Source organism: Pseudoalteromonas sp. P80D2 (assembly GCF_036680945.1).
Lineage (GTDB): Bacteria > Pseudomonadota > Gammaproteobacteria > Enterobacterales > Alteromonadaceae > Pseudoalteromonas > Pseudoalteromonas shioyasakiensis.
The window spans coordinates 74,543-92,449 of record NZ_JAZDAR010000017.1 but is presented as its reverse complement, the minus strand read 5'-3'; the positions used below and the strand labels follow the sequence as shown (position 1 = coordinate 92,449).

Here is a 17,907-nt window from a genome sequence, read left to right as displayed (position 1 = left end):
ATAGACGGATCAGTTAGTTGGCGATTATTTTAGGGATTGATCCTGGTTCACGATTAACAGGGTACGGCGTGATTGCTCACCAAGGTGCTAAGTTCACTTATTTAGGTAGTGGCTGCATTAAATTGGCCGATCACGATTTTCCGGTACGCTTAAAAATGATTTACCAAGGGATCAGTCAATTGGTAGAGCAATTCTCACCAGACAGTTTTGCTATCGAAAAAGTGTTTATGGCACACAACCCAGACTCAGCGCTTAAACTCGGTCAAGCACGTGGTGCAGCGATTGTTGGCGCTTCAATGGCAGAGCTGCCAGTTTATGAGTATTCAGCTAGGCAAATTAAGCAGGCCGTTGTAGGTAATGGCGGCGCCGATAAGTCTCAAGTACAGCATATGGTTAAAAACATTTTAAAGCTGCCAGGTACCCCTCAAGCCGATGCCGCAGATGCCTTAGCAATTGCTATTTGTCATGCACACTCAGAACAAAATTTAATAAAACTTGCGGGCAGTGCAAGCAAAACCGTAAGAGGAAGATTAAGGAAGTAATATGATTGGTCGATTAAATGGCTTACTAGTAGAAAAACAGCCGCCAGAAATTCTTATTGAAGTAAGTGGTGTAGGCTACGAAGTACAAATGCCCATGACTTGCTTTTATGATTTACCGGCAGTGGGTGAGCAAGCGATTATTTATACCCATTTTGTGGTACGTGAAGATGCCCAGCTATTATTTGGCTTTAACAACAAAACCGAGCGCGCTTTATTTAGAGAGCTTTTAAAAGCCAATGGTGTAGGGCCAAAACTTGGTCTAGCTATTTTATCGGGTATGTCGGCGCAGCAATTTGTAAGTTGTGTTAATAATGAAGATGCGACCACACTGGTAAAATTGCCGGGTGTTGGTAAAAAAACGGCTGAGCGTTTAGTGCTCGAAATGAAAGACAGACTCAAAGATTGGGGTAATGACTTATTTACACCATTTAGCGATAATGCCGTCATTGAGCCATCAAGTGATGATACCCTAGTGGCAAATAATGCTGCTGATGACGCTGTATCAGCACTAGTGGCATTAGGCTATAAGCTACCGCAAGCACAAAAGGCGGTTAAAACAGTGAACAAACCAGATATGACGACCGAGGTTCTAATTAAAGAAGCTCTAAAATCAATGTTGTGAGTAAACCATGATTGAAGCAGATCGCTTAATAGATGCGAGTGAACAAAGTAACGAAGACAGTGTTGACCGTGCCATACGACCAAAGCTGTTAACCGATTACACAGGCCAGCCGCATGTTAAGCAACAAATGGAAATTTTTATCGAGGCAGCTCGCCATCGTTGTGAAGCGCTGGATCACTTATTAATATTTGGTCCACCGGGTCTTGGTAAAACCACACTTGCAAATATTGTAGCTAACGAGCTTAACGTTAATATTAAAACAACATCAGGGCCAGTACTCGAAAAAGCAGGCGATTTAGCCGCACTTTTAACGAACCTTGAAGAAGGCGACGTACTGTTTATTGACGAAATTCATCGCTTGAGCCCGCAAGTCGAAGAGATTTTGTATCCCGCAATGGAAGATTATCAGCTGGATATAATGATAGGTGAAGGCCCTGCAGCACGCTCAATAAAGCTTGATTTGCCGCCATTTACTTTAATTGGTGCAACAACTCGTGCTGGCTCACTCACCTCACCACTTAGAGACCGTTTTGGTATTGTTCAGCGATTAGAATTTTATTCGGTTGAAGACTTATCAAAAATTGTTGCCCGCTCAGCAAGCTTTTTAGACTTAACCATGTGTGATGAAGGTGCAACCGAAATCGCCAAGCGTTCACGCGGTACACCGCGCATAGCAAACCGTTTATTACGCCGCGTTCGTGATTACACCCAAGTGAAATCAGACGGTAAAGTGAACGCCACAGTTGCAGAGCAAGCCCTCGATATGATTGATGTCGATAAAAGCGGTTTTGACTACATGGATAGAAAATACTTGCTAGCTATTATCGAAAAATTTATGGGCGGCCCCGTTGGCCTTGATAACCTAGCGGCTGCAATTGGCGAAGAAAAAGAAACCATTGAAGATGTCATAGAGCCGTTTTTAATTCAACAAGGCTTTATTCAGCGTACCCCCCGCGGACGACTTGTTTCAGACATTGCTTATTTACACTTTGGGCTAACGCCAGAGAAATAACTAAAACCCCGCGAAGCGGGGTTTTTTGTAGTTAGACATTAGAAGTTAGGTTTTTTAGTAGTTAGACTTCAGAAGTTAGATTTCAGTTGACCGAGAGGGTGGTTTTATTTGTGTAATTAAACAAAAAGCTTGCTATAGATGATATTAGTTTTACTTTGTTCTAACCACTAACCACTAACCACTAACCACTAACCACTAACCACTAACCACTAACCACTAACCAGTGGGTTGTTGTCTCATTTTAACATCTGTAATTCACATGCTGTTAAGTTATCGGTAGGTATTCTCATTGGCGTTTGTGTAGGCAAAAAAAAGCCCGCATAAGGATGCGGGCAAACAACAAGTTGAAGGAAGTAATCCAGGGAACTACGGTCTACTTGAATAAGGTTTTATCCCGATTTAAGTAAACCTAGAGCAATACGAAACTTCATATTGCTAAAAACGGAGCTTGATGAAAGAAACTTTCATGAGGTTGCTAGCTCGGTATAGGTAAATAATACGCAATGATGGATTTTTCTTCAAACTAGAAAAATTTTATTTTCAGATAAAAAAAACTAATGTGAGCTAAAAATTGAATTGTTTTCTTTTTGTTCACTTTGTAACTATTTTGTTTTTAACCTTCTGAATAAAAGGGTTTTTATAAATTTTGTGATCTTTATTCAGGATTAGTTTAAGTATTCTGTAGTAGATTTGCAAAAGTGCTTTTGGGTGTTTATGCGTAATTTATGAATAAACGTCGTGTTTTTGGCTGTTTTGGTTGCTTTTGAGAGCTATTCTAGTGACTTATTATTAAGGTGAAAATATGCGTAAATGTGTTGATAAAACCTAATATGGCTAAAAAATAACTAAGCAAATTGCTTTTTACCGTTATTTGCCGCTAATTCACAGCAAGAGCGTTGTCAGTTTATAACTGACTAGATACACTAGATGTAACTTTTGGCCATGATTGTGGTCAATAAATGCAAGTGTAAAAAATATAACAAATTACATAGAAATCTATTTTAGGAGTTTAACGTGGGATCAGGGCTTAACTTTTTAGATCTTATTCTAGAAGCCAGTGTACTTGTCCAGCTAGTAATGTTGGCATTAGTCGGTATGTCGGTAATGTCATGGGCAATTATTTTTCAACGTAAAAAAGCGATTTCTGATGCACTTAATGGCGCTAAGCGTTTTGAGCAAAAGTTTTGGTCAGGTATTGATTTAAGTAAATTATATAACGAAGTATCTGCTCGTCCTGGTGGTGCATCAGGTGTTGAAGCATTATTCGTTGCAGGATTTAAAGAGTTTGCACGTCATAAGAAAAATACATTTCAAAGTGCAGGCATCGTAATGGAAGGCACACATCGTTCAATGCGTGTTGCGCTATCGCGCGAAGTTGAAAAGCTTGAGTCTAGTTTATCGTTTTTAGCAACAGTGGGTTCAATTAGTCCTTACATCGGTCTGTTTGGTACGGTATGGGGTATCATGAACGCATTCATCGCGTTAGGTGAAGTTAAACAAGCAACGCTACAAATGGTAGCGCCAGGTATCGCCGAAGCGTTGATTGCAACTGCAATGGGCTTATTTGCTGCAATCCCTGCTGTAATTGCTTACAACCGTTTTGCTAATAAAGTAGAAAAGCTTGAAGGTAATTACATTAACTTCATGGAAGAATTCGCCAATATTTTACACCGCCAAGCAGCTGCGCAAATAGAGGCTAAAGCGAATGTATCAGCGTAAGAAACGTCGCCCTGTAGGTGAAATAAACGTAGTACCTTACATTGATGTAATGTTGGTACTACTAATTATATTTATGGCAACTGCGCCACTTATTACCCATGGCGTAAAAGTGGACTTGCCGAAAATGGAAGAATCGGATTTAGTTGATACCAAAGATACGCCACCTATCATTGCGTCAATTGATGCTGAAGGTAAGTACTATGTAAGTATTGGTACTGACCCAGAAGCACCAATGGAAGCGCTGGATGTTGCGGCGGTAATTAAACTTCAACTGCAAAAAAATCCAGATACACCTGTGATGATTAAAGGTTCTGGCCGTGTTTCTTATCAAGAAGTGCTGCTGCTTATGGACTTTTTGAAAAATGCTGGTGTGCCTTCAGTGGGTCTTATGACCGAATCATTCGAGGGGACGAAAGGCTAGTATGGGTGCATCAGTAGTAAAATCGATTCTTTTGCACCTTGCAATAGCAGGTTTATTAGTAGCAACAGCTAATTTTCATATGCCAGCGCCTAAGGTGATGGAAGTAACGCTGAACCCTGCTTTACCAGAGCCAGAAAAAGCCGTTGCCGCAGTAACGGTTGATCAGCAAAAGGTTGAGCAGAAAATTGCCGAGCTTAAAAAGCAAGAAGAAGCAAAAAAACGAGCCGAAGCAAAACGTATTCGTGACCTTGAGCGCCGTGCAAATGATGCGCGTAAGCAACGTGAAGCTGAAGACAGACGCCTTAAAAAGCTAGAGCAGCAACGCCGCGCGAAAGAGAAGGAAAAAGCAGAAGCAGAAGCACAAGCGAAGAAAGCACGTGAAATTCAAGAGAAAGAACGAGCTAAAGCGCAACAGGCTGAAAAGCAAAAGCAAGAAGCTGAAGCCGCAGCGAAAGCTGCAGCTGAAAAACGTAAAGCTGAAGAAGAAGCGTTAAAGAAAGCGGAAGAAGAGCGTAAGCGTAAAGCTGCCGAAGCTGAAGCTGAACGTAAACGCAAAGAAGCTGAAGCAGAGCGTAAACGCCAGCAAGCATTGCAAGAGCAAATGCTACAAGAACAATTAGCTGCTGAGCAGGCTGCACGTAATAAAGTGCGCCAGCAACAAGTAGTGGGCGAAGTTGAAAAATATAAAGCGTTAATTATGGCGCGCATTCAACAAAACTTCTTAAAAGATGAGAAGATGAAAGGTAAAGAATGTCGTCTTAATATTCGTCTTGGTTTTAATGGCTTAGTGACTCAAGTAAAATCACTGGGCGGAGATACCTTGGTATGTGAAGCTGCAATGCGCGCGGTGCGTATGGCAGACACACTACCAGTATCACCAGACCGTGAAGTATTTGAGCAACTTAAAAATATTAATTTAACAATAGCGCCTCAATTTTAAAGGAATGATATGTTTAACCAGATAAAAACAGCATGTTTTATTGTATTACTGGGCTTTCATGGCATTGCCAGTGCTGCACTAGAAATTGTGATCACCGATGGTATTGACGGTGCACGTCCAATTGCGATTGTACCTTTCCAGTACAATGGTGTAGGAACTATCCCTGAAAAATTAAGCTCAGTGATTGCAGCTGACTTAATGCGTAGTGGTAAGTTTAAGCCAATTGACGTTAACACAATGCCGCAGCTTCCAGCTACTGACACCGACGTTGATTACGGCGCTTGGGTTAATAAAGGCGTTGAAGCGGTTCTTGTAGGCCAAGTCGAGCAGCAAACAAATGGCCGTTACTTAGTTAAGTATGAGCTTATTGATGTTATTCGTGGTCAAATTACCGGTGGCGAAACGCAAATGATGAGCAATGGCCAATTAGTTAAAAGCCAAGATCACATTTTAGACGCACGTGAAAGCGTAATTGCTGAAACAGGTTTTCGCCGTTACGCGCACCGCATTAGTGATGTAGTTTACGAAGCGCTTACGGGTGAAAAAGGTGCATTCTTAACGAAGATTGCTTATGTGATTGTTCGCGAAGAAGAACCTAAGCCATACCAGCTTGTAGTTGCTGATTACGATGGTTTTAATGAGCAAGTGTTACTTCGCTCTAAAGAGCCATTAATGTCACCAGCGTGGTCACCTGATGGTACTAAGCTTGCGTACGTAACATTTGAGAATCGTCAAAGCCAAATTTACATTCAAGATTTATACACAGGTAAACGTGAGCTGATCACAAGCCACCCTGGTATTAATGGTGCACCGCAGTTCTCGCCTGATGGTAAAAAGTTATTATTAGTGCTTTCTAAAGACAGAAATGGTGCAACAGAAGTATATGTTTTAGACCTTGCAACTCGTAAAGAAAGACGTCTTACAAACCACCGTAGTATAGATACTGAACCATCTTGGTTCCCTAATGGGCAAGATATTGTGTTTACGTCTGAAAGGGGTGGTAATGCCCAGATTTATAAGTTAAATTTGCAAACTGGTAGGTCAAAACGCATGACGTTTGACGGAGATATGAACCTAGCAGGTTCGGTTTCTCCAGACGGAAAAGAATTAGTGATGGTGAACCGTACCAACGGTCAATACCATCTTGCTAAGAAAGAGCTAGCTACAGGCGCGTTCCAAGTATTAACTAGAACTCGCTTAGATGAATCACCGAGTATCGCTCCAAACGGCTCGATGATTATCTACAGCACGCTTCATAATAATAAACAGGTGTTGGCGTTAGTTTCTATGGACGGTCGCTTTAAAGCACGCTTACCTGTGCTAAACGGACAAGTAAAGGCACCAGCTTGGTCGCCTTATTTACAGTAATTTTACTGGTTTACTCAATATAGGAATCAATTAAATGCAACTTAATAAAACTTTAAAAGGCCTGCTAATTGCTGTGCCAGTGATGACATTAGCGGCGTGTAGCTCTTCTTCAGGTGTTGACGAAGGTGCTGCAAACCAATCTAACCAAGGTATGGTTGAGCAATCAAACAACACTGATACTGTTGAAGTTGCAACGCTTACTCCAGAGCAACAAGCTGAAGAAGCACTTCGTGAAAAATACGAAGCGTTACGTCAAGAGCAAATCATTTATTTTGGTTTTGATAACGCAAAAATCCAAAGCAAATATGCTGAATTATTACAAGCACACGCTGAGTTTTTAGTACAAAACCCTTCAGTGAAAGTACTAATCGAAGGTCACGCAGATGAGCGCGGTACGCCTGAGTACAACATCGCACTAGGTGAGCACCGTGGTCAAGCAGTAGAAAAATACCTACAAAGTTTAGGTGTTTCTGCTAGCCAAATGTCAGTAGTGAGCTATGGTGAAGAGAAGCCAATGGTTAAGTCTCGCACTGAAGAAGCGTTCGCGAAGAACCGTCGCGCAGTATTAGTTTACTAATAAAGAGTCATTATGAAGCCGAAAATTATTTTGGCAGCAATGATCTTAAGCGGGAGCACCCAGTTATGGGCTGCTCCCGCTCCTGTTTCAGAAGCTGCAAGCTCGCAATCGAGCATTGAGAAGCGTTTAGTCGCTTTAGAAAACATGATGAAGTCACGTAATTTATTGCAAGCTGAGCTTCAGCAGCAGCTTAATATTTTACAAGACGAAGTGAGCCAAGTACGTGGTATTACTGAAGAGCAAAGCTATAAGCTTGAAAAAGTATTACAACGTCAGCGTGAGCTTTATCAAGAGATTGAGAACCGTGTAAGCCAAGCTTATAGCCAGCCTGCTGCAACACAAACTCAACCTACTAACACTTATACGGATGTGGGTGCATCACAGGCAATCAGTTCAGACTTATCTGAAAACGAAGCCTATGAGCGTGCTGTAGCGTTAATCATGAAAGATAAACGTTATGAGCAAGCAATTCCTGAGTTCCAAACATTCTTAACTACTTACCCTAATTCAGTGTATGCATCTAATGCGCATTATTGGTTAGGTCAGCTGTTAACAATCCAAAACGATCAAGCTGGTGCAACTGAGCACTTTAAAGTTGTTGTGAATGAATACCCTAATTCTAATAAGCGCCCAGATGCGATGTTAAAGTTAGGAAACTTATTAGCGGATCAAGGTTTAGGCGAGCAAGCCCTTAAAACCTTTAATGATTTAATTAATCAGTACCCAAGTACTACCGCTGCTAAATTAGCCACAGAACGTCTGTCGCAAATGTAGATTTGACCTGATTAGACTGCTTTTTGACATAAGCGGTCTAAAATTAGGCAACTAGACATAAAAACTTAAAAAAAGAGATATTTTCTGTTGCACTCAGCATTTAAATAAGTATTATAAGCGCCCGCAGCAGGCGATTGGTAACAACAGCCAAAATGCGGAAAAAAGAGCGGGTCATTAGCTCAGTTGGTAGAGCAGTGGACTTTTAATCCATTGGTCGATGGTTCAAGTCCATCATGACCCACCATTCTCTTAGAATGGTAATCTTTAATCGACGGATTTACGTATAGCTTTTATAAGCAATTAGAGCGGGTCATTAGCTCAGTTGGTAGAGCAGTGGACTTTTAATCCATTGGTCGATGGTTCGAGTCCATCATGACCCACCATTCTTTGAATGGTCTTATATCGGCGGATTTACGTAGCTTATTACAAGCATCAGAGCGGGTCATTAGCTCAGTTGGTAGAGCAGTGGACTTTTAATCCATTGGTCGATGGTTCGAGTCCATCATGACCCACCATTCTTTTGAATGGTTCTATATCGGCGGATTTACGCAGCTTTTTACAAGCATCAGAGCGGGTCATTAGCTCAGTTGGTAGAGCAGTGGACTTTTAATCCATTGGTCGATGGTTCAAGTCCATCATGACCCACCATTCTTTTTGAATGGCCTTATATCGGCGGATTTACGCAGCTTATTACAAGCATCAGAGCGGGTCATTAGCTCAGTTGGTAGAGCAGTGGACTTTTAATCCATTGGTCGATGGTTCGAGTCCATCATGACCCACCATTCTTCGAATGGTCTTATATCGGCGGATTTACGCAATTCAACATCCAGAGCGGGTCATTAGCTCAGTTGGTAGAGCAGTGGACTTTTAATCCATTGGTCGATGGTTCGAGTCCATCATGACCCACCATTCTTTGAATGGTCTTATATCGGCGGATTTACGTAGCTTATTACAAGCATCAGAGCGGGTCATTAGCTCAGTTGGTAGAGCAGTGGACTTTTAATCCATTGGTCGATGGTTCGAGTCCATCATGACCCACCATTTTTCGAATGGTCTCATATCGGCGGATTTACGCATCTAAATATTCAGAGCGGGTCATTAGCTCAGTTGGTAGAGCAGTGGACTTTTAATCCATTGGTCGATGGTTCAAGTCCATCATGACCCACCATTGCTGATTTATCTTTTCTTTCTAAGTTATCCTTTATTTATCTTAACAGCCCACAGCAATACTGTTCTTTAGCTTAAGATTCTCGTATAATTCGCGCCATGAATGCACTGTGGACTAAGTGGTCGAGAAATGAGTCTAGCTGAACAATTTATGCCTGAAGATTATATCTTCCCTCCAAAGCCAGCTCCGTTATCAAAAGACGAGCAAGCTGAGTATAAGGCACGTATCAAACAATTATTAAAAGACAAGAACGCGGTTCTTGTTGCCCATTATTACACTGATCCTGAAATTCAAGCTCTAGCTGAAGAAACAGGCGGTTGTGTTGCTGACTCGCTAGAAATGGCGCGTTTTGGCGCTAAGCACGACGCAGATGTAATTGTGGTAGCCGGTGTTCGCTTTATGGGCGAAACAGCAAAAATCCTAACGCCAAATAAAACAGTTGTTATGCCAACACTTGCTGCAACTTGTTCATTAGACGTAGGTTGCCCAATTGAAGAATTCTCAGCGTTTTGTGATCAGCACCCTGATCGCAAGGTAGTAGTGTATGCAAATACATCAACAGCTGTTAAAGCGCGTGCAGATTGGATTGTTACTTCTTCATGTGCCCTAGAGATCGTTGAGCACCTTGATGAGCAAGGCGAAAAAATCATTTGGGGTCCAGATAAACACTTAGGTTCTTACATTCAAAAGAACACAGGTGCAGACATGATAATGTGGAATGGCGCCTGTATCGTTCATGACGAGTTTAAAACCAAAGCACTTAAGGATATGAAAGCCTTACACCCAGATGCGGCTGTATTGGTTCACCCAGAGTCTCCTGCGGAGATTGTAGCCTTAGCTGATGCGGTTGGCTCAACAAGCCAACTAATCAAAGCAGCGCAAACTATGGACAACAAAAAGTTCATCGTAGCGACTGACCGAGGCATTTTCTACAAAATGCAGCAGTTATGCCCAGAGAAAGAATTCTTTGAAGCCCCAACAGCGGGTGAAGGCGCAACATGTAAAAGCTGCGCACATTGCCCGTGGATGGCAATGAATGGCTTAAAAGCGATTGAAGAAGCACTGACAGACCCAGAAGGTAAAGAAGTGTTTGTTGATATGGACTTACGCGAAGGCGCATTAAAGTCGCTTAACCGTATGTTAGATTTTTCAGCAACGCTTCAGCGTTAAGAACGAACCGTCTATACAAAAGGCAAGGTGTTTACCTTGCCTTTTTTGTTTGATTACTAATCACTTAACTGCACGATTTTAAAAAGCCCTTGCGTCTATAGGGTTGTTTTCATACTATAACGCCGCGCTTTACTCTAAGCGCCTTAGGTGACGTGTCCGAGTGGCTGAAGGAGCACGCCTGGAAAGTGTGTATACGGCAACGTATCGAGAGTTCGAATCTCTCCGTCACCGCCATTTCTAATCTTATAAGCTAACTTTAGTCATTTACAAATACTTTAAACCGCATTTTAGCTTGTCTAATTATCTAAGCTGTTATTTCTTTCACACTCTTTCCAAAAAGACTGTCCTAATACTCTATTTATTTCTTCTACTGAAGTGAGGCCTTTTGAAAGTGCTTCTAAGGCTACTTTATATAAAGATCTCGCACCGCATTTAGCTGCAATCTCTCTTAACTTACTGGTACTTTCTCCAGCACGAATTGCATCGGCTAGTTGATAATCAATAGTGATTATTTCGAACAGAGGAATACGTCCTTTGTAACCGGACTGATCGCAGTCATCGCAACCCGATGGCGACATAATATTTATATCAGGAAAGATGCTTTTAAAGCGTTTACCATAGGTATCTGTGGACAACGGGCCACTTAGGTTACATTTAGGGCATAGTTTTCTAATTAATCGCTGCGCTGCAACACCTTTTAAAGAGTCTGCAATAATAGGACGTGACACACCTAAACCTATTAACCTTGAAATAGTCGTAATTGCATCACTTGTATGTAAGGTAGTCATCACAAAATGCCCAGTTATTGCAGCGCGAAAGGTCATTTCTGCCGTTTCTTCATCGCGAACTTCACCCATTAATATTACATCGGGGTCTTGTCTTAAAATGCTTCTGAGGGCGCTGGAGAAGGTGAGGTTCTGATGTGGGTTAATATTAACCTGGGCAATACCTTCAATCTCATATTCAATTGGGTCTTCAACAGTTACAAGGCATTTTTCCGGAGTGTTTAATTCTTTTAGAGCAGCATAAAGCGTACTTGTCTTTCCTGACCCAGTAGGGCCTGTTATTACAAAGATACCTTCGCTACTTTGCAGTAAGTTTTTAAATGTATTGAGCTCTTGCTGTTGTAAACCAATATCATCTAACTTGTTTACAACAGATTTAATCAGTAGACGGATGACTACTTTTTCTCCCCCTTTAACTGGTAGTGTCGATACCCGTAGATCCACATCCTGACCTTTGAGCTCTAAACTAGCACTTCCATCTTGTGGAACCATTTTTTTTGCTAAGTTAAGGCCAGATAATGCTTTTATTCTTTGTACTATTGGAATAAAAACTTGTGCTGGTAATTCTGATATGACCCTTAACATACCATCTATTCTGTAACGAATTATGCCGCCATTATTAAAGGGTTCAATGTGAATATCACTGGCTTTGAATATAAACGCTTCTAACAGCATTTCGGATACAATTTTAACTATGGCTGAGTTTGAAGAGTCGGGCTCATTTTGTTTTGTTCGTGTGTTGAGTTGGTTTGATTTTATAATAATGTCATTTTCAGATAGCATTTGCTCCTGATAAAACATTTCCGTCCATTTTGCTATGAGCTCGGGTGATGCCAATACCGATTTAACATGAAGGGTCGTTAAAAATTCAACCATTGATTCCATATCAGTATCAAATGGGTGAGGGGAAGCTACTGTTAATAAGCCATTTTTAAAGCCTAAAGGAAAAATTCCATACTCTCTAGCTACTTTAAGAGAAACATAATGAAGCAATTCTTCTGATATATCATCAGGAGGTTTTGCTACATCTAACTGGTAACTTTTTGCAATCATTGCTGTTAACACTTTGCTGTCGACTTGCAAAATTGCCTCTGCACTTTTCCATGCTGAAATGGCTGACTCACCGTTATACATTTCTTCAATATTAATATTGCTGTTAGTCGATTTTTCAATGCAAAATCGTTTTAGCCAGTTAAAAGTGGCATTACTTCTGTGTACCTCATTTTTATCTATCATACTCATTCCATATATATTTTGTCGTCTTTGGCATCAAACGTGATTGTTGAATCACCATGTGGAATGGTTAAGCGAAAATGTTCATTGGTAATTTTTTCATAAGTTACATCCATGACAGACGCGATAGGGCTTGGTAAATCGTCTGGCAGTTCTCCGTAAGTTGTGCGGTAATGTTCAACATCTTCTGCAATCATTAATAATGCCACTGAGCTGCCTGTTTGATAATCTCTGTCGTAATTTACAGGGTGGGTTTCATGGCCAATTAGTAGAGTTTTTGCTAACAAAAATCCAAAAGCAATATATGCGGCATAAGGAAGCCAGCTAGGTAATACAATGGAAGCTCTATTTTTATTTCGTTGATTATTTTGCGTTTCATCCATCGCTTCCGCGATACTTTCTTGCCATCGTTTATTGGTTGAAATCATTTTTATCTTCCTAATTTTTTAATCATGATGCCCATGCTGTTGGCCTATATGTTGATCTGGATGTTTTACCCAGCCAGGAGGCCAATTCAAGTTAGAACCAGCATTGCTTCGACTGCCCGATTCTGAATCACCATTGGTACTAGTTTCTGTACTTGTACTCGTTTGGCTACCTGTGTTGCTATCTCCACTATTTCTATCTGGAGGTTGGGTGTTACCTGTGTTACTTGCGTCAGGAAGTTGAGTATTACCTGTATTGCTAGCATCAGGTTGCTGATTAGTCCCTGCATCAGTTAGTTTTGGTGGTTGATTTATTTTGGGAGGGTTTGTATTTGTTTCTGAAGGTATTAAATTGGTTTGGTGAGTCTCATAAGGTGTTGCTAATGCAATAATCATCATATTAGGAGTCACAAAAGAATGTTTTAATTCAGTTACATGATCCAAGGCATTGAGTACATTCAATCCGTTTTGACTATTTGCTTTTAAAAATAAAACAGGAAAAGCCTCATGACCCGTAAAATTAAAATAACCAGAGTGATTAACTAACTGAGCTGAAAATTGAATACCAAACTCTTCTGAAAATTGATTGGCAAGCCCAGGTAAATAGCTTGGGGCTTGACTAAAGCTTGAACTCGAAAGCTGGTTTGGCTTTGCTAATGCGTCAGGTGAAGTTGCAATAACATCCTGATAAGCAAGGCCAATAGAGTGGATTCTATATAATAAGGTGGCTGCCTTAGATTCATTTACATAGCCTTGATAATTAGGCAAGGCGATTAAGGATAAGATCCCTATAATTGAGATTGCTACCATAAGCTCAACTAATGTGAACCCTTTACTTTTAAAAGAGTTGAGCTTTATCAAAATCGTTGATTTCATTAATACAATTCACTATTTAAGTAATATCTTCTTAAATATAGACAAACTTATAGTTTTTTCATCTTAGTAGTATTTTTATTTTTTATAACTTAAGGCGGGTTAATCAAGTGATTTCAATACTCTATAATTTATTTAGTTGAAGCTTAGCAGAGGCGTTTTCTAAACTATCCGAAAACTTAGCCAAATTTCAATGTGCAGCAAAGTTCTCGGATAAAATAGAGTACTTATACGCTTTTCTTAACCCACCTTAGCAAAGTGTTTTTCAAGATTACATTTAGCGCGCATTGCTATGTGGCTACTGACCTTTCTGGCAAGTTCTATTACTAATAATTCAAGTTGTTCACGACTATAACCAAGCAATACACAGCGTTTAAGTTGCTCGCTAACTAAGCTGCTGGCATCGTCTAGGGCAAATAAAGCGCCTAAAGAGGCAAGCTCAAATACTGTGTTGTTTTGCTGCTCTATGCCAAACGGCAGCTGACCAAATGTGAGTGCGGTTTTTAGCTGTTGCTCTGTGCGCTTGATAAGCAACGTATTTAAACCTTGAATATCATCAAGGGACTTTAAAATCTCTAGCGCCAGCAATGCTTTTGGCACCCCAGAATACACACTAATATGCGGTAAAATATCACACAACTCTTGCATTGAAACGCCATCATTCAATGCGTGCTGACATGCTCGTTTTAACAAAGGCTTGTCATGAACGGTGACCAAAGCAGCGATCGCGACAAACACAAATAAATCCGTGTTGTTATGGTTCATAATTTCTCTTTTGATTTTAGATATTGAATGTATTGAGGTTTTGTAGCTTTGGCTGATTGCAAAGAGCATGCAATCGAAAAATTGAAAATACATTATGGTTGATGATGGCGATTTCTGCTTGCCATAAATGATTTAATTTTTGCCTAAAATAACGAACTGTTACCCAAAATGGTCCTAACCTCAAATTACGGTGATACACTTAATTGAGTATTTCTTAGAGGTAATCTAAATGCGTCAGGCATTAATAGAAGCGGTTAAAGCGATAGCGATTTCAGACGGTAATTTTGAAACAGCAATTCCTGAGTTATTGGTGTTTAGACGAAGCGAAGTTTCATTACCGATGGCCTGCGTGTATGAGTTAGGGCTGGGTATTAGCTTGCAAGGTGCAAAGCGAGTTGTGTTGGGTGAACATAGTTATGATTACACTGACGGCCAATCATTAGTGACCTCAGTCGATGTGCCCGTAGCTTCACAAATAACGCGTGCTAGTAAAGAGCAGCCATTTTACGGCATTTACTTACGCTTAGATGCCCATGAGATCAGCCATATTGTTGCTGAAATGGATTTTGCCGGGCAAGACAAGTTCCCTAAACACCAAGCTATGTCGGTGGTTGATACTGATAATGGCCTGCTTGATGCTTTACTTAGGCTTATTCAACTCGACAAAGAGCCTCAATTAAAAGCTAACCTTGCGCCACTTATTAAAAAAGAAATTATATTGCGCTTGTTAAATAGTCCGCACAGCCCTTATTTAAGGCAAATTGTGATGTCTGGTTCTGCCCATCAAAAAATAGCCAAGACCTTATGTTGGTTAAAAGAAAACTACACGAGTCAATTTTCAATTGATGATTTAGCCCGTGATGCGCACATGAGTCCGTCGACATTCAGGCTACATTTTCGTGATGTGGTAAAGATGAGCCCATTGCAATACGTAAAAAACCTACGGTTGCAAGCGGCAAGGCAATTAATGCTGAATGAGCGAATTGATGTAGGCTCTGCGGCTTTAAAAGTGGGCTATGAGAGTCCATCCCAGTTTAGCCGCGAATACACACGCTTTTTTGGCAAGCCACCGATAAAAGATATTTCGGCACTTCGGTTACAACAAATCGCATAAAAAAGGGAGCGCTTAGCTCCCTTGTACTTAAAATCGTCTTTTTGGCATTCTCAGTTGTGAGTCAAACTCATCGGGGAATAAAATTGTGCCGTCGTCTTGGTCTGTTGGGAATACAGCGATGAGTAAGTCATCTTGCTCAAGGCCAGGTGTCCAGCGACTTAACCAGTCTTTTACAGGGATGGCTTTTGGGGTGCAGTCTTGCCATTCACCGGTTGCCCAGCTTTGGGCAAATTCACGGCTAGGCCATACAGGCACGCAGTCGTCGTCTTCGTTTGAGAGCATGACGCAGCCATGTTCATCATTGAGGATCCACACTTGTTTAAACTCTTGAACCGTTTCAAACATATAAGCGAGTCGTTTCTTAGCGCCTAAGGCGAGTACAGCATCAAACTCAGTTTCAACACGTTTAGCAGTTGCATTATTCATGACAGGCTCACTCTTTTAGTTATACACAGCTACACCTTAATCATAAGGTGATAAATTAATATGACAAGTAAAGTTAATAGCTAAATTAATTTACTAATGCAGCAAATAGATCGTCAGCAAGTTGTTGCAGAGATTTAGGGTCTTGATTTGTTAGCGCATAGGTACGAATACCGTATATGCCCATGACTAAAAAGCGCGCCAACTGTTGCGCTGACTTGCTACTTACAAATTCGTTGTTATCTAGCGCTTTTTGAAGTTGTTCAGCGAGGGCATGCTCATAAGCGTTTAAGTTACCACGAAGCACAGTACAAATCTGAGGGTCGTTGCCTTCAACCTCAGAAATACTCTTTGTAAGTAAGCACACTTTAGCTACTTCACCTTCAATACATTCATCAACAATCACAGTTAAGTAATGTTTGAGGGTCGATAAAATTGATTGTTGGTCATTGAAAAGAGCAGTAAATTGTTGGTTTCTATCTTTTTGATACTGCTCCGTAGCGGCTAAAAACAAGCCTTTTTTGTTGCCATAAGCCGCGTAAATTGAACCCGGGTGAAGGTGAGTTACTTCTTTTAATTTTTGCATACTGGTCTTCGCATAGCCATATTGCATAAAAGCATGCATGGCTTGGCGTAGTACAAATTCAGTATCAAATTCAGCAGTTCTCATTAAAGCTCCTCACGGTATATAAACGAAGTTTACGTAATCTTGAACGATTATTCAAAATAAACCTTGAAGTGTGTATGTTTCGCCCTTATCTTGAATGTATGTTCAAGATAAGGATAAAACCATGACAACCGATTTACTTTCTCCGTTTAAATTAAACGACAGCATTGAGCTGCAAAACCGAGTACTAATGGCACCACTTACGCGCTGTATGAGCGACGATAACCTAGTACCTACACAAGCAATGGTTGATTATTATGCACGCCGTGCTGATGCGGGCTTAATTATTAGTGAAGCAACGATTATCCGCCCAGATGCCCAAGGTTATCCAAATACGCCGGGTTTATTTACCAGTGAACAAATTCAAGGTTGGAAGAAAGTGACCGATGCTGTGCACGCCAAAGGCGGCAAAATGTTTGCTCAGCTTTGGCATGTAGGTCGTGTTGCTCATCCTCACTTTTTTGGTGGTGATGTACTGGCACCATCAGCAATTGGTATTGAAGGTTCGGTACCAAGAATGCGTGAATTAACTTACGTTACTCCAAAAGCGGCAACCATCGAAGACATCCAAGGTTTGATTGCTGACTACGCAAAAGCGGCGGAAAATGCAATTGAAGCGGGTTTTGACGGGGTTGAAATTCATGGTGCGAATGGTTACTTAATTGATCAATTCTTACACTTTGCTGCCAACCAACGTGAAGACCAATACGGTCAAACACCAGAAAACATGTCGCGTTTTGCTCTTGAAGTCGTTGATGCAGTAGTGGCAGCAATTGGTGCAAATAAAACTGCATTACGTTTATCGCCAGGCGCGTATTTTAATATGACTGAAAGTGACGGTGATAAGGCGGTATTTGATTATCTATTACCAGCCCTTGAAACACGTAACCTTGCGTACTTACATGTTGGTATTTTTGATGACAGCATGCGCTTTGCAAGCTTAGGTGATAAGTCGGCGTCTGAATATATGCGCGGTGCATACAAAGGTACCTTAGTCGGGGTAGGCAGCTATAGCTTTGAGACAGCTAATCAAGCTATCGATAATAACCAATTTGACTTAATTGCGATTGGTCGCCCATTCATTGCGAACCCAGATTACATCAGTAAAGTTAAAAATGGTGAAGCGTTAACACCATACAGCGACGAAATGCTGGCTGAACTGATTTAAGCAAACCTAATAATATTGTCCAACCAACAAGCGCTCAGTTAATTTAACTGGGCGTTTTTTCTAATACTTTCTTATTTATTAAACAGTTAAGTCTTAAATCTGCCATGAAAATGCATTAATTGTTTAATTGTTGTGTCAAAA

18 protein-coding genes and 9 tRNA genes are annotated in these 17,907 nt (G+C 40.8%); 21 read left to right on the top strand and 6 right to left on the bottom strand.

The features are described from left to right. Positions 1–17: 17 nt before the first annotated feature. From ruvC to VRK28_RS01350, 19 genes are all read left to right on the top strand, one after another. Positions 18–542: a crossover junction endodeoxyribonuclease RuvC gene (gene ruvC, locus VRK28_RS01440; protein ID WP_054561285.1), complete on the top strand. Its 525-nt coding sequence runs from the start codon at positions 18–20 to the stop codon at positions 540–542. A gap of 1 nt (position 543) precedes the next feature. After that, positions 544–1,164: a Holliday junction branch migration protein RuvA gene (ruvA, locus tag VRK28_RS01435; RefSeq protein WP_274167852.1), complete on the top strand. Its 621-nt coding sequence runs from the start codon at positions 544–546 to the stop codon at positions 1,162–1,164. A 7-nt stretch (positions 1,165–1,171) separates the two neighbouring features. Next, the gene (ruvB, locus tag VRK28_RS01430) at positions 1,172–2,176 is read left to right on the top strand and encodes a Holliday junction branch migration DNA helicase RuvB (protein WP_332393146.1); all 1,005 of its coding nucleotides are present in this window, start codon (positions 1,172–1,174) and stop codon (positions 2,174–2,176) included. 1,014 nt (positions 2,177–3,190) lie between these two features. Then, positions 3,191–3,895: a protein TolQ gene (tolQ, locus tag VRK28_RS01425; RefSeq protein ID WP_054561288.1), complete on the top strand. Its 705-nt coding sequence runs from the start codon at positions 3,191–3,193 to the stop codon at positions 3,893–3,895. Continuing rightward, on the top strand, positions 3,882–4,316 hold the full coding sequence (gene tolR, locus VRK28_RS01420; protein WP_054561289.1) for a protein TolR: 435 nt from the start codon (positions 3,882–3,884) through the stop codon (positions 4,314–4,316). The genes tolQ and tolR overlap by 14 nt, the downstream gene beginning before the upstream one ends. A 1-nt stretch (position 4,317) precedes the next feature. After that, entirely contained in the window at positions 4,318–5,256 is a 939-nt protein-coding gene (tolA, locus tag VRK28_RS01415; RefSeq protein ID WP_332393145.1) for a cell envelope integrity protein TolA, read from the top strand. Between the two features lie 9 nt (positions 5,257–5,265). After that, positions 5,266–6,624, top strand: a complete 1,359-nt coding sequence (gene tolB, locus VRK28_RS01410; RefSeq protein WP_054561291.1) for a Tol-Pal system beta propeller repeat protein TolB — start codon at positions 5,266–5,268, stop codon at positions 6,622–6,624. Between the two features lie 34 nt (positions 6,625–6,658). After that, a complete protein-coding gene (gene pal / locus VRK28_RS01405) occupies positions 6,659–7,201 on the top strand; it encodes a peptidoglycan-associated lipoprotein Pal (RefSeq protein WP_054553016.1) in 543 nt (180 codons plus the stop codon). A 12-nt stretch (positions 7,202–7,213) separates the two neighbouring features. Continuing rightward, a complete protein-coding gene (ybgF, locus tag VRK28_RS01400) occupies positions 7,214–7,975 on the top strand; it encodes a tol-pal system protein YbgF (protein ID WP_054561292.1) in 762 nt (253 codons plus the stop codon). Between the two features lie 168 nt (positions 7,976–8,143). Further along, a tRNA-Lys gene (locus tag VRK28_RS01395) sits at positions 8,144–8,219 on the top strand. Positions 8,220–8,282: 63 nt separating this feature from the next. Further along, a tRNA-Lys gene (locus VRK28_RS01390) sits at positions 8,283–8,358 on the top strand. Positions 8,359–8,414: 56 nt separating this feature from the next. After that, positions 8,415–8,490: transfer RNA gene (locus VRK28_RS01385), tRNA-Lys, on the top strand. Between the two features lie 57 nt (positions 8,491–8,547). Further along, a tRNA-Lys gene (locus VRK28_RS01380) sits at positions 8,548–8,623 on the top strand. Between the two features lie 58 nt (positions 8,624–8,681). Beyond that, positions 8,682–8,757: transfer RNA gene (locus VRK28_RS01375), tRNA-Lys, on the top strand. A 51-nt stretch (positions 8,758–8,808) separates the two neighbouring features. After that, positions 8,809–8,884: transfer RNA gene (locus VRK28_RS01370), tRNA-Lys, on the top strand. Positions 8,885–8,940: 56 nt separating this feature from the next. Then, a tRNA-Lys gene (locus VRK28_RS01365) sits at positions 8,941–9,016 on the top strand. A gap of 51 nt (positions 9,017–9,067) precedes the next feature. Then, positions 9,068–9,143: transfer RNA gene (locus VRK28_RS01360), tRNA-Lys, on the top strand. Between the two features lie 129 nt (positions 9,144–9,272). After that, positions 9,273–10,313 carry a quinolinate synthase NadA gene (nadA, locus tag VRK28_RS01355; protein WP_332393144.1) on the top strand — a complete coding sequence of 347 codons (1,041 nt, stop codon included), beginning with the start codon at positions 9,273–9,275 and terminating at the stop codon, positions 10,311–10,313. 146 nt (positions 10,314–10,459) lie between these two features. Continuing rightward, a tRNA-Ser gene (locus VRK28_RS01350) sits at positions 10,460–10,547 on the top strand. 62 nt (positions 10,548–10,609) lie between these two features. Here VRK28_RS01350 and VRK28_RS01345 read toward each other — a convergent pair. The 4 genes from VRK28_RS01345 to VRK28_RS01330 all read right to left on the bottom strand — a co-directional run bounded on the left by VRK28_RS01345 (position 10,610) and on the right by VRK28_RS01330 (position 14,394). Continuing rightward, positions 10,610–12,334 carry a GspE/PulE family protein gene (locus tag VRK28_RS01345; protein WP_332393143.1) on the bottom strand — a complete coding sequence of 575 codons (1,725 nt, stop codon included), beginning with the start codon at positions 12,332–12,334 and terminating at the stop codon, positions 10,610–10,612. Positions 12,335–12,336: 2 nt separating this feature from the next. Beyond that, positions 12,337–12,759: a hypothetical protein gene (locus tag VRK28_RS01340; RefSeq protein WP_054561295.1), complete on the bottom strand. Its 423-nt coding sequence runs from the start codon at positions 12,757–12,759 to the stop codon at positions 12,337–12,339. Between the two features lie 18 nt (positions 12,760–12,777). Further along, the gene (locus VRK28_RS01335; protein WP_332393142.1) at positions 12,778–13,632 is read right to left on the bottom strand and encodes a prepilin-type N-terminal cleavage/methylation domain-containing protein; all 855 of its coding nucleotides are present in this window, start codon (positions 13,630–13,632) and stop codon (positions 12,778–12,780) included. A gap of 237 nt (positions 13,633–13,869) precedes the next feature. After that, complete coding sequence (locus VRK28_RS01330; protein WP_332393141.1) at positions 13,870–14,394, bottom strand: carboxymuconolactone decarboxylase family protein; 525 nt, start codon at positions 14,392–14,394, stop codon at positions 13,870–13,872. A 229-nt stretch (positions 14,395–14,623) separates the two neighbouring features. Here VRK28_RS01330 and VRK28_RS01325 point away from each other — a divergent pair, with 229 nt between their 5' ends. After that, positions 14,624–15,508: an AraC family transcriptional regulator gene (locus VRK28_RS01325; protein WP_332393140.1), complete on the top strand. Its 885-nt coding sequence runs from the start codon at positions 14,624–14,626 to the stop codon at positions 15,506–15,508. 27 nt (positions 15,509–15,535) lie between these two features. Here VRK28_RS01325 and VRK28_RS01320 read toward each other — a convergent pair whose 3' ends face one another. Both VRK28_RS01320 and VRK28_RS01315 read right to left on the bottom strand, forming a co-directional pair. Then, on the bottom strand, positions 15,536–15,934 hold the full coding sequence (locus VRK28_RS01320) for a DUF2750 domain-containing protein (protein ID WP_054561299.1): 399 nt from the start codon (positions 15,932–15,934) through the stop codon (positions 15,536–15,538). 85 nt (positions 15,935–16,019) lie between these two features. Then, on the bottom strand, positions 16,020–16,601 hold the full coding sequence (locus tag VRK28_RS01315; RefSeq protein WP_062565206.1) for a TetR/AcrR family transcriptional regulator: 582 nt from the start codon (positions 16,599–16,601) through the stop codon (positions 16,020–16,022). Between the two features lie 121 nt (positions 16,602–16,722). On the opposite strand from VRK28_RS01315, the gene VRK28_RS01310 reads away from it, so the two are divergent. Continuing rightward, positions 16,723–17,766, top strand: coding sequence for an alkene reductase (locus tag VRK28_RS01310; RefSeq protein WP_130166481.1), 1,044 nt, complete (start codon positions 16,723–16,725; stop codon positions 17,764–17,766). Positions 17,767–17,907: the final 141 nt, after the last annotated feature.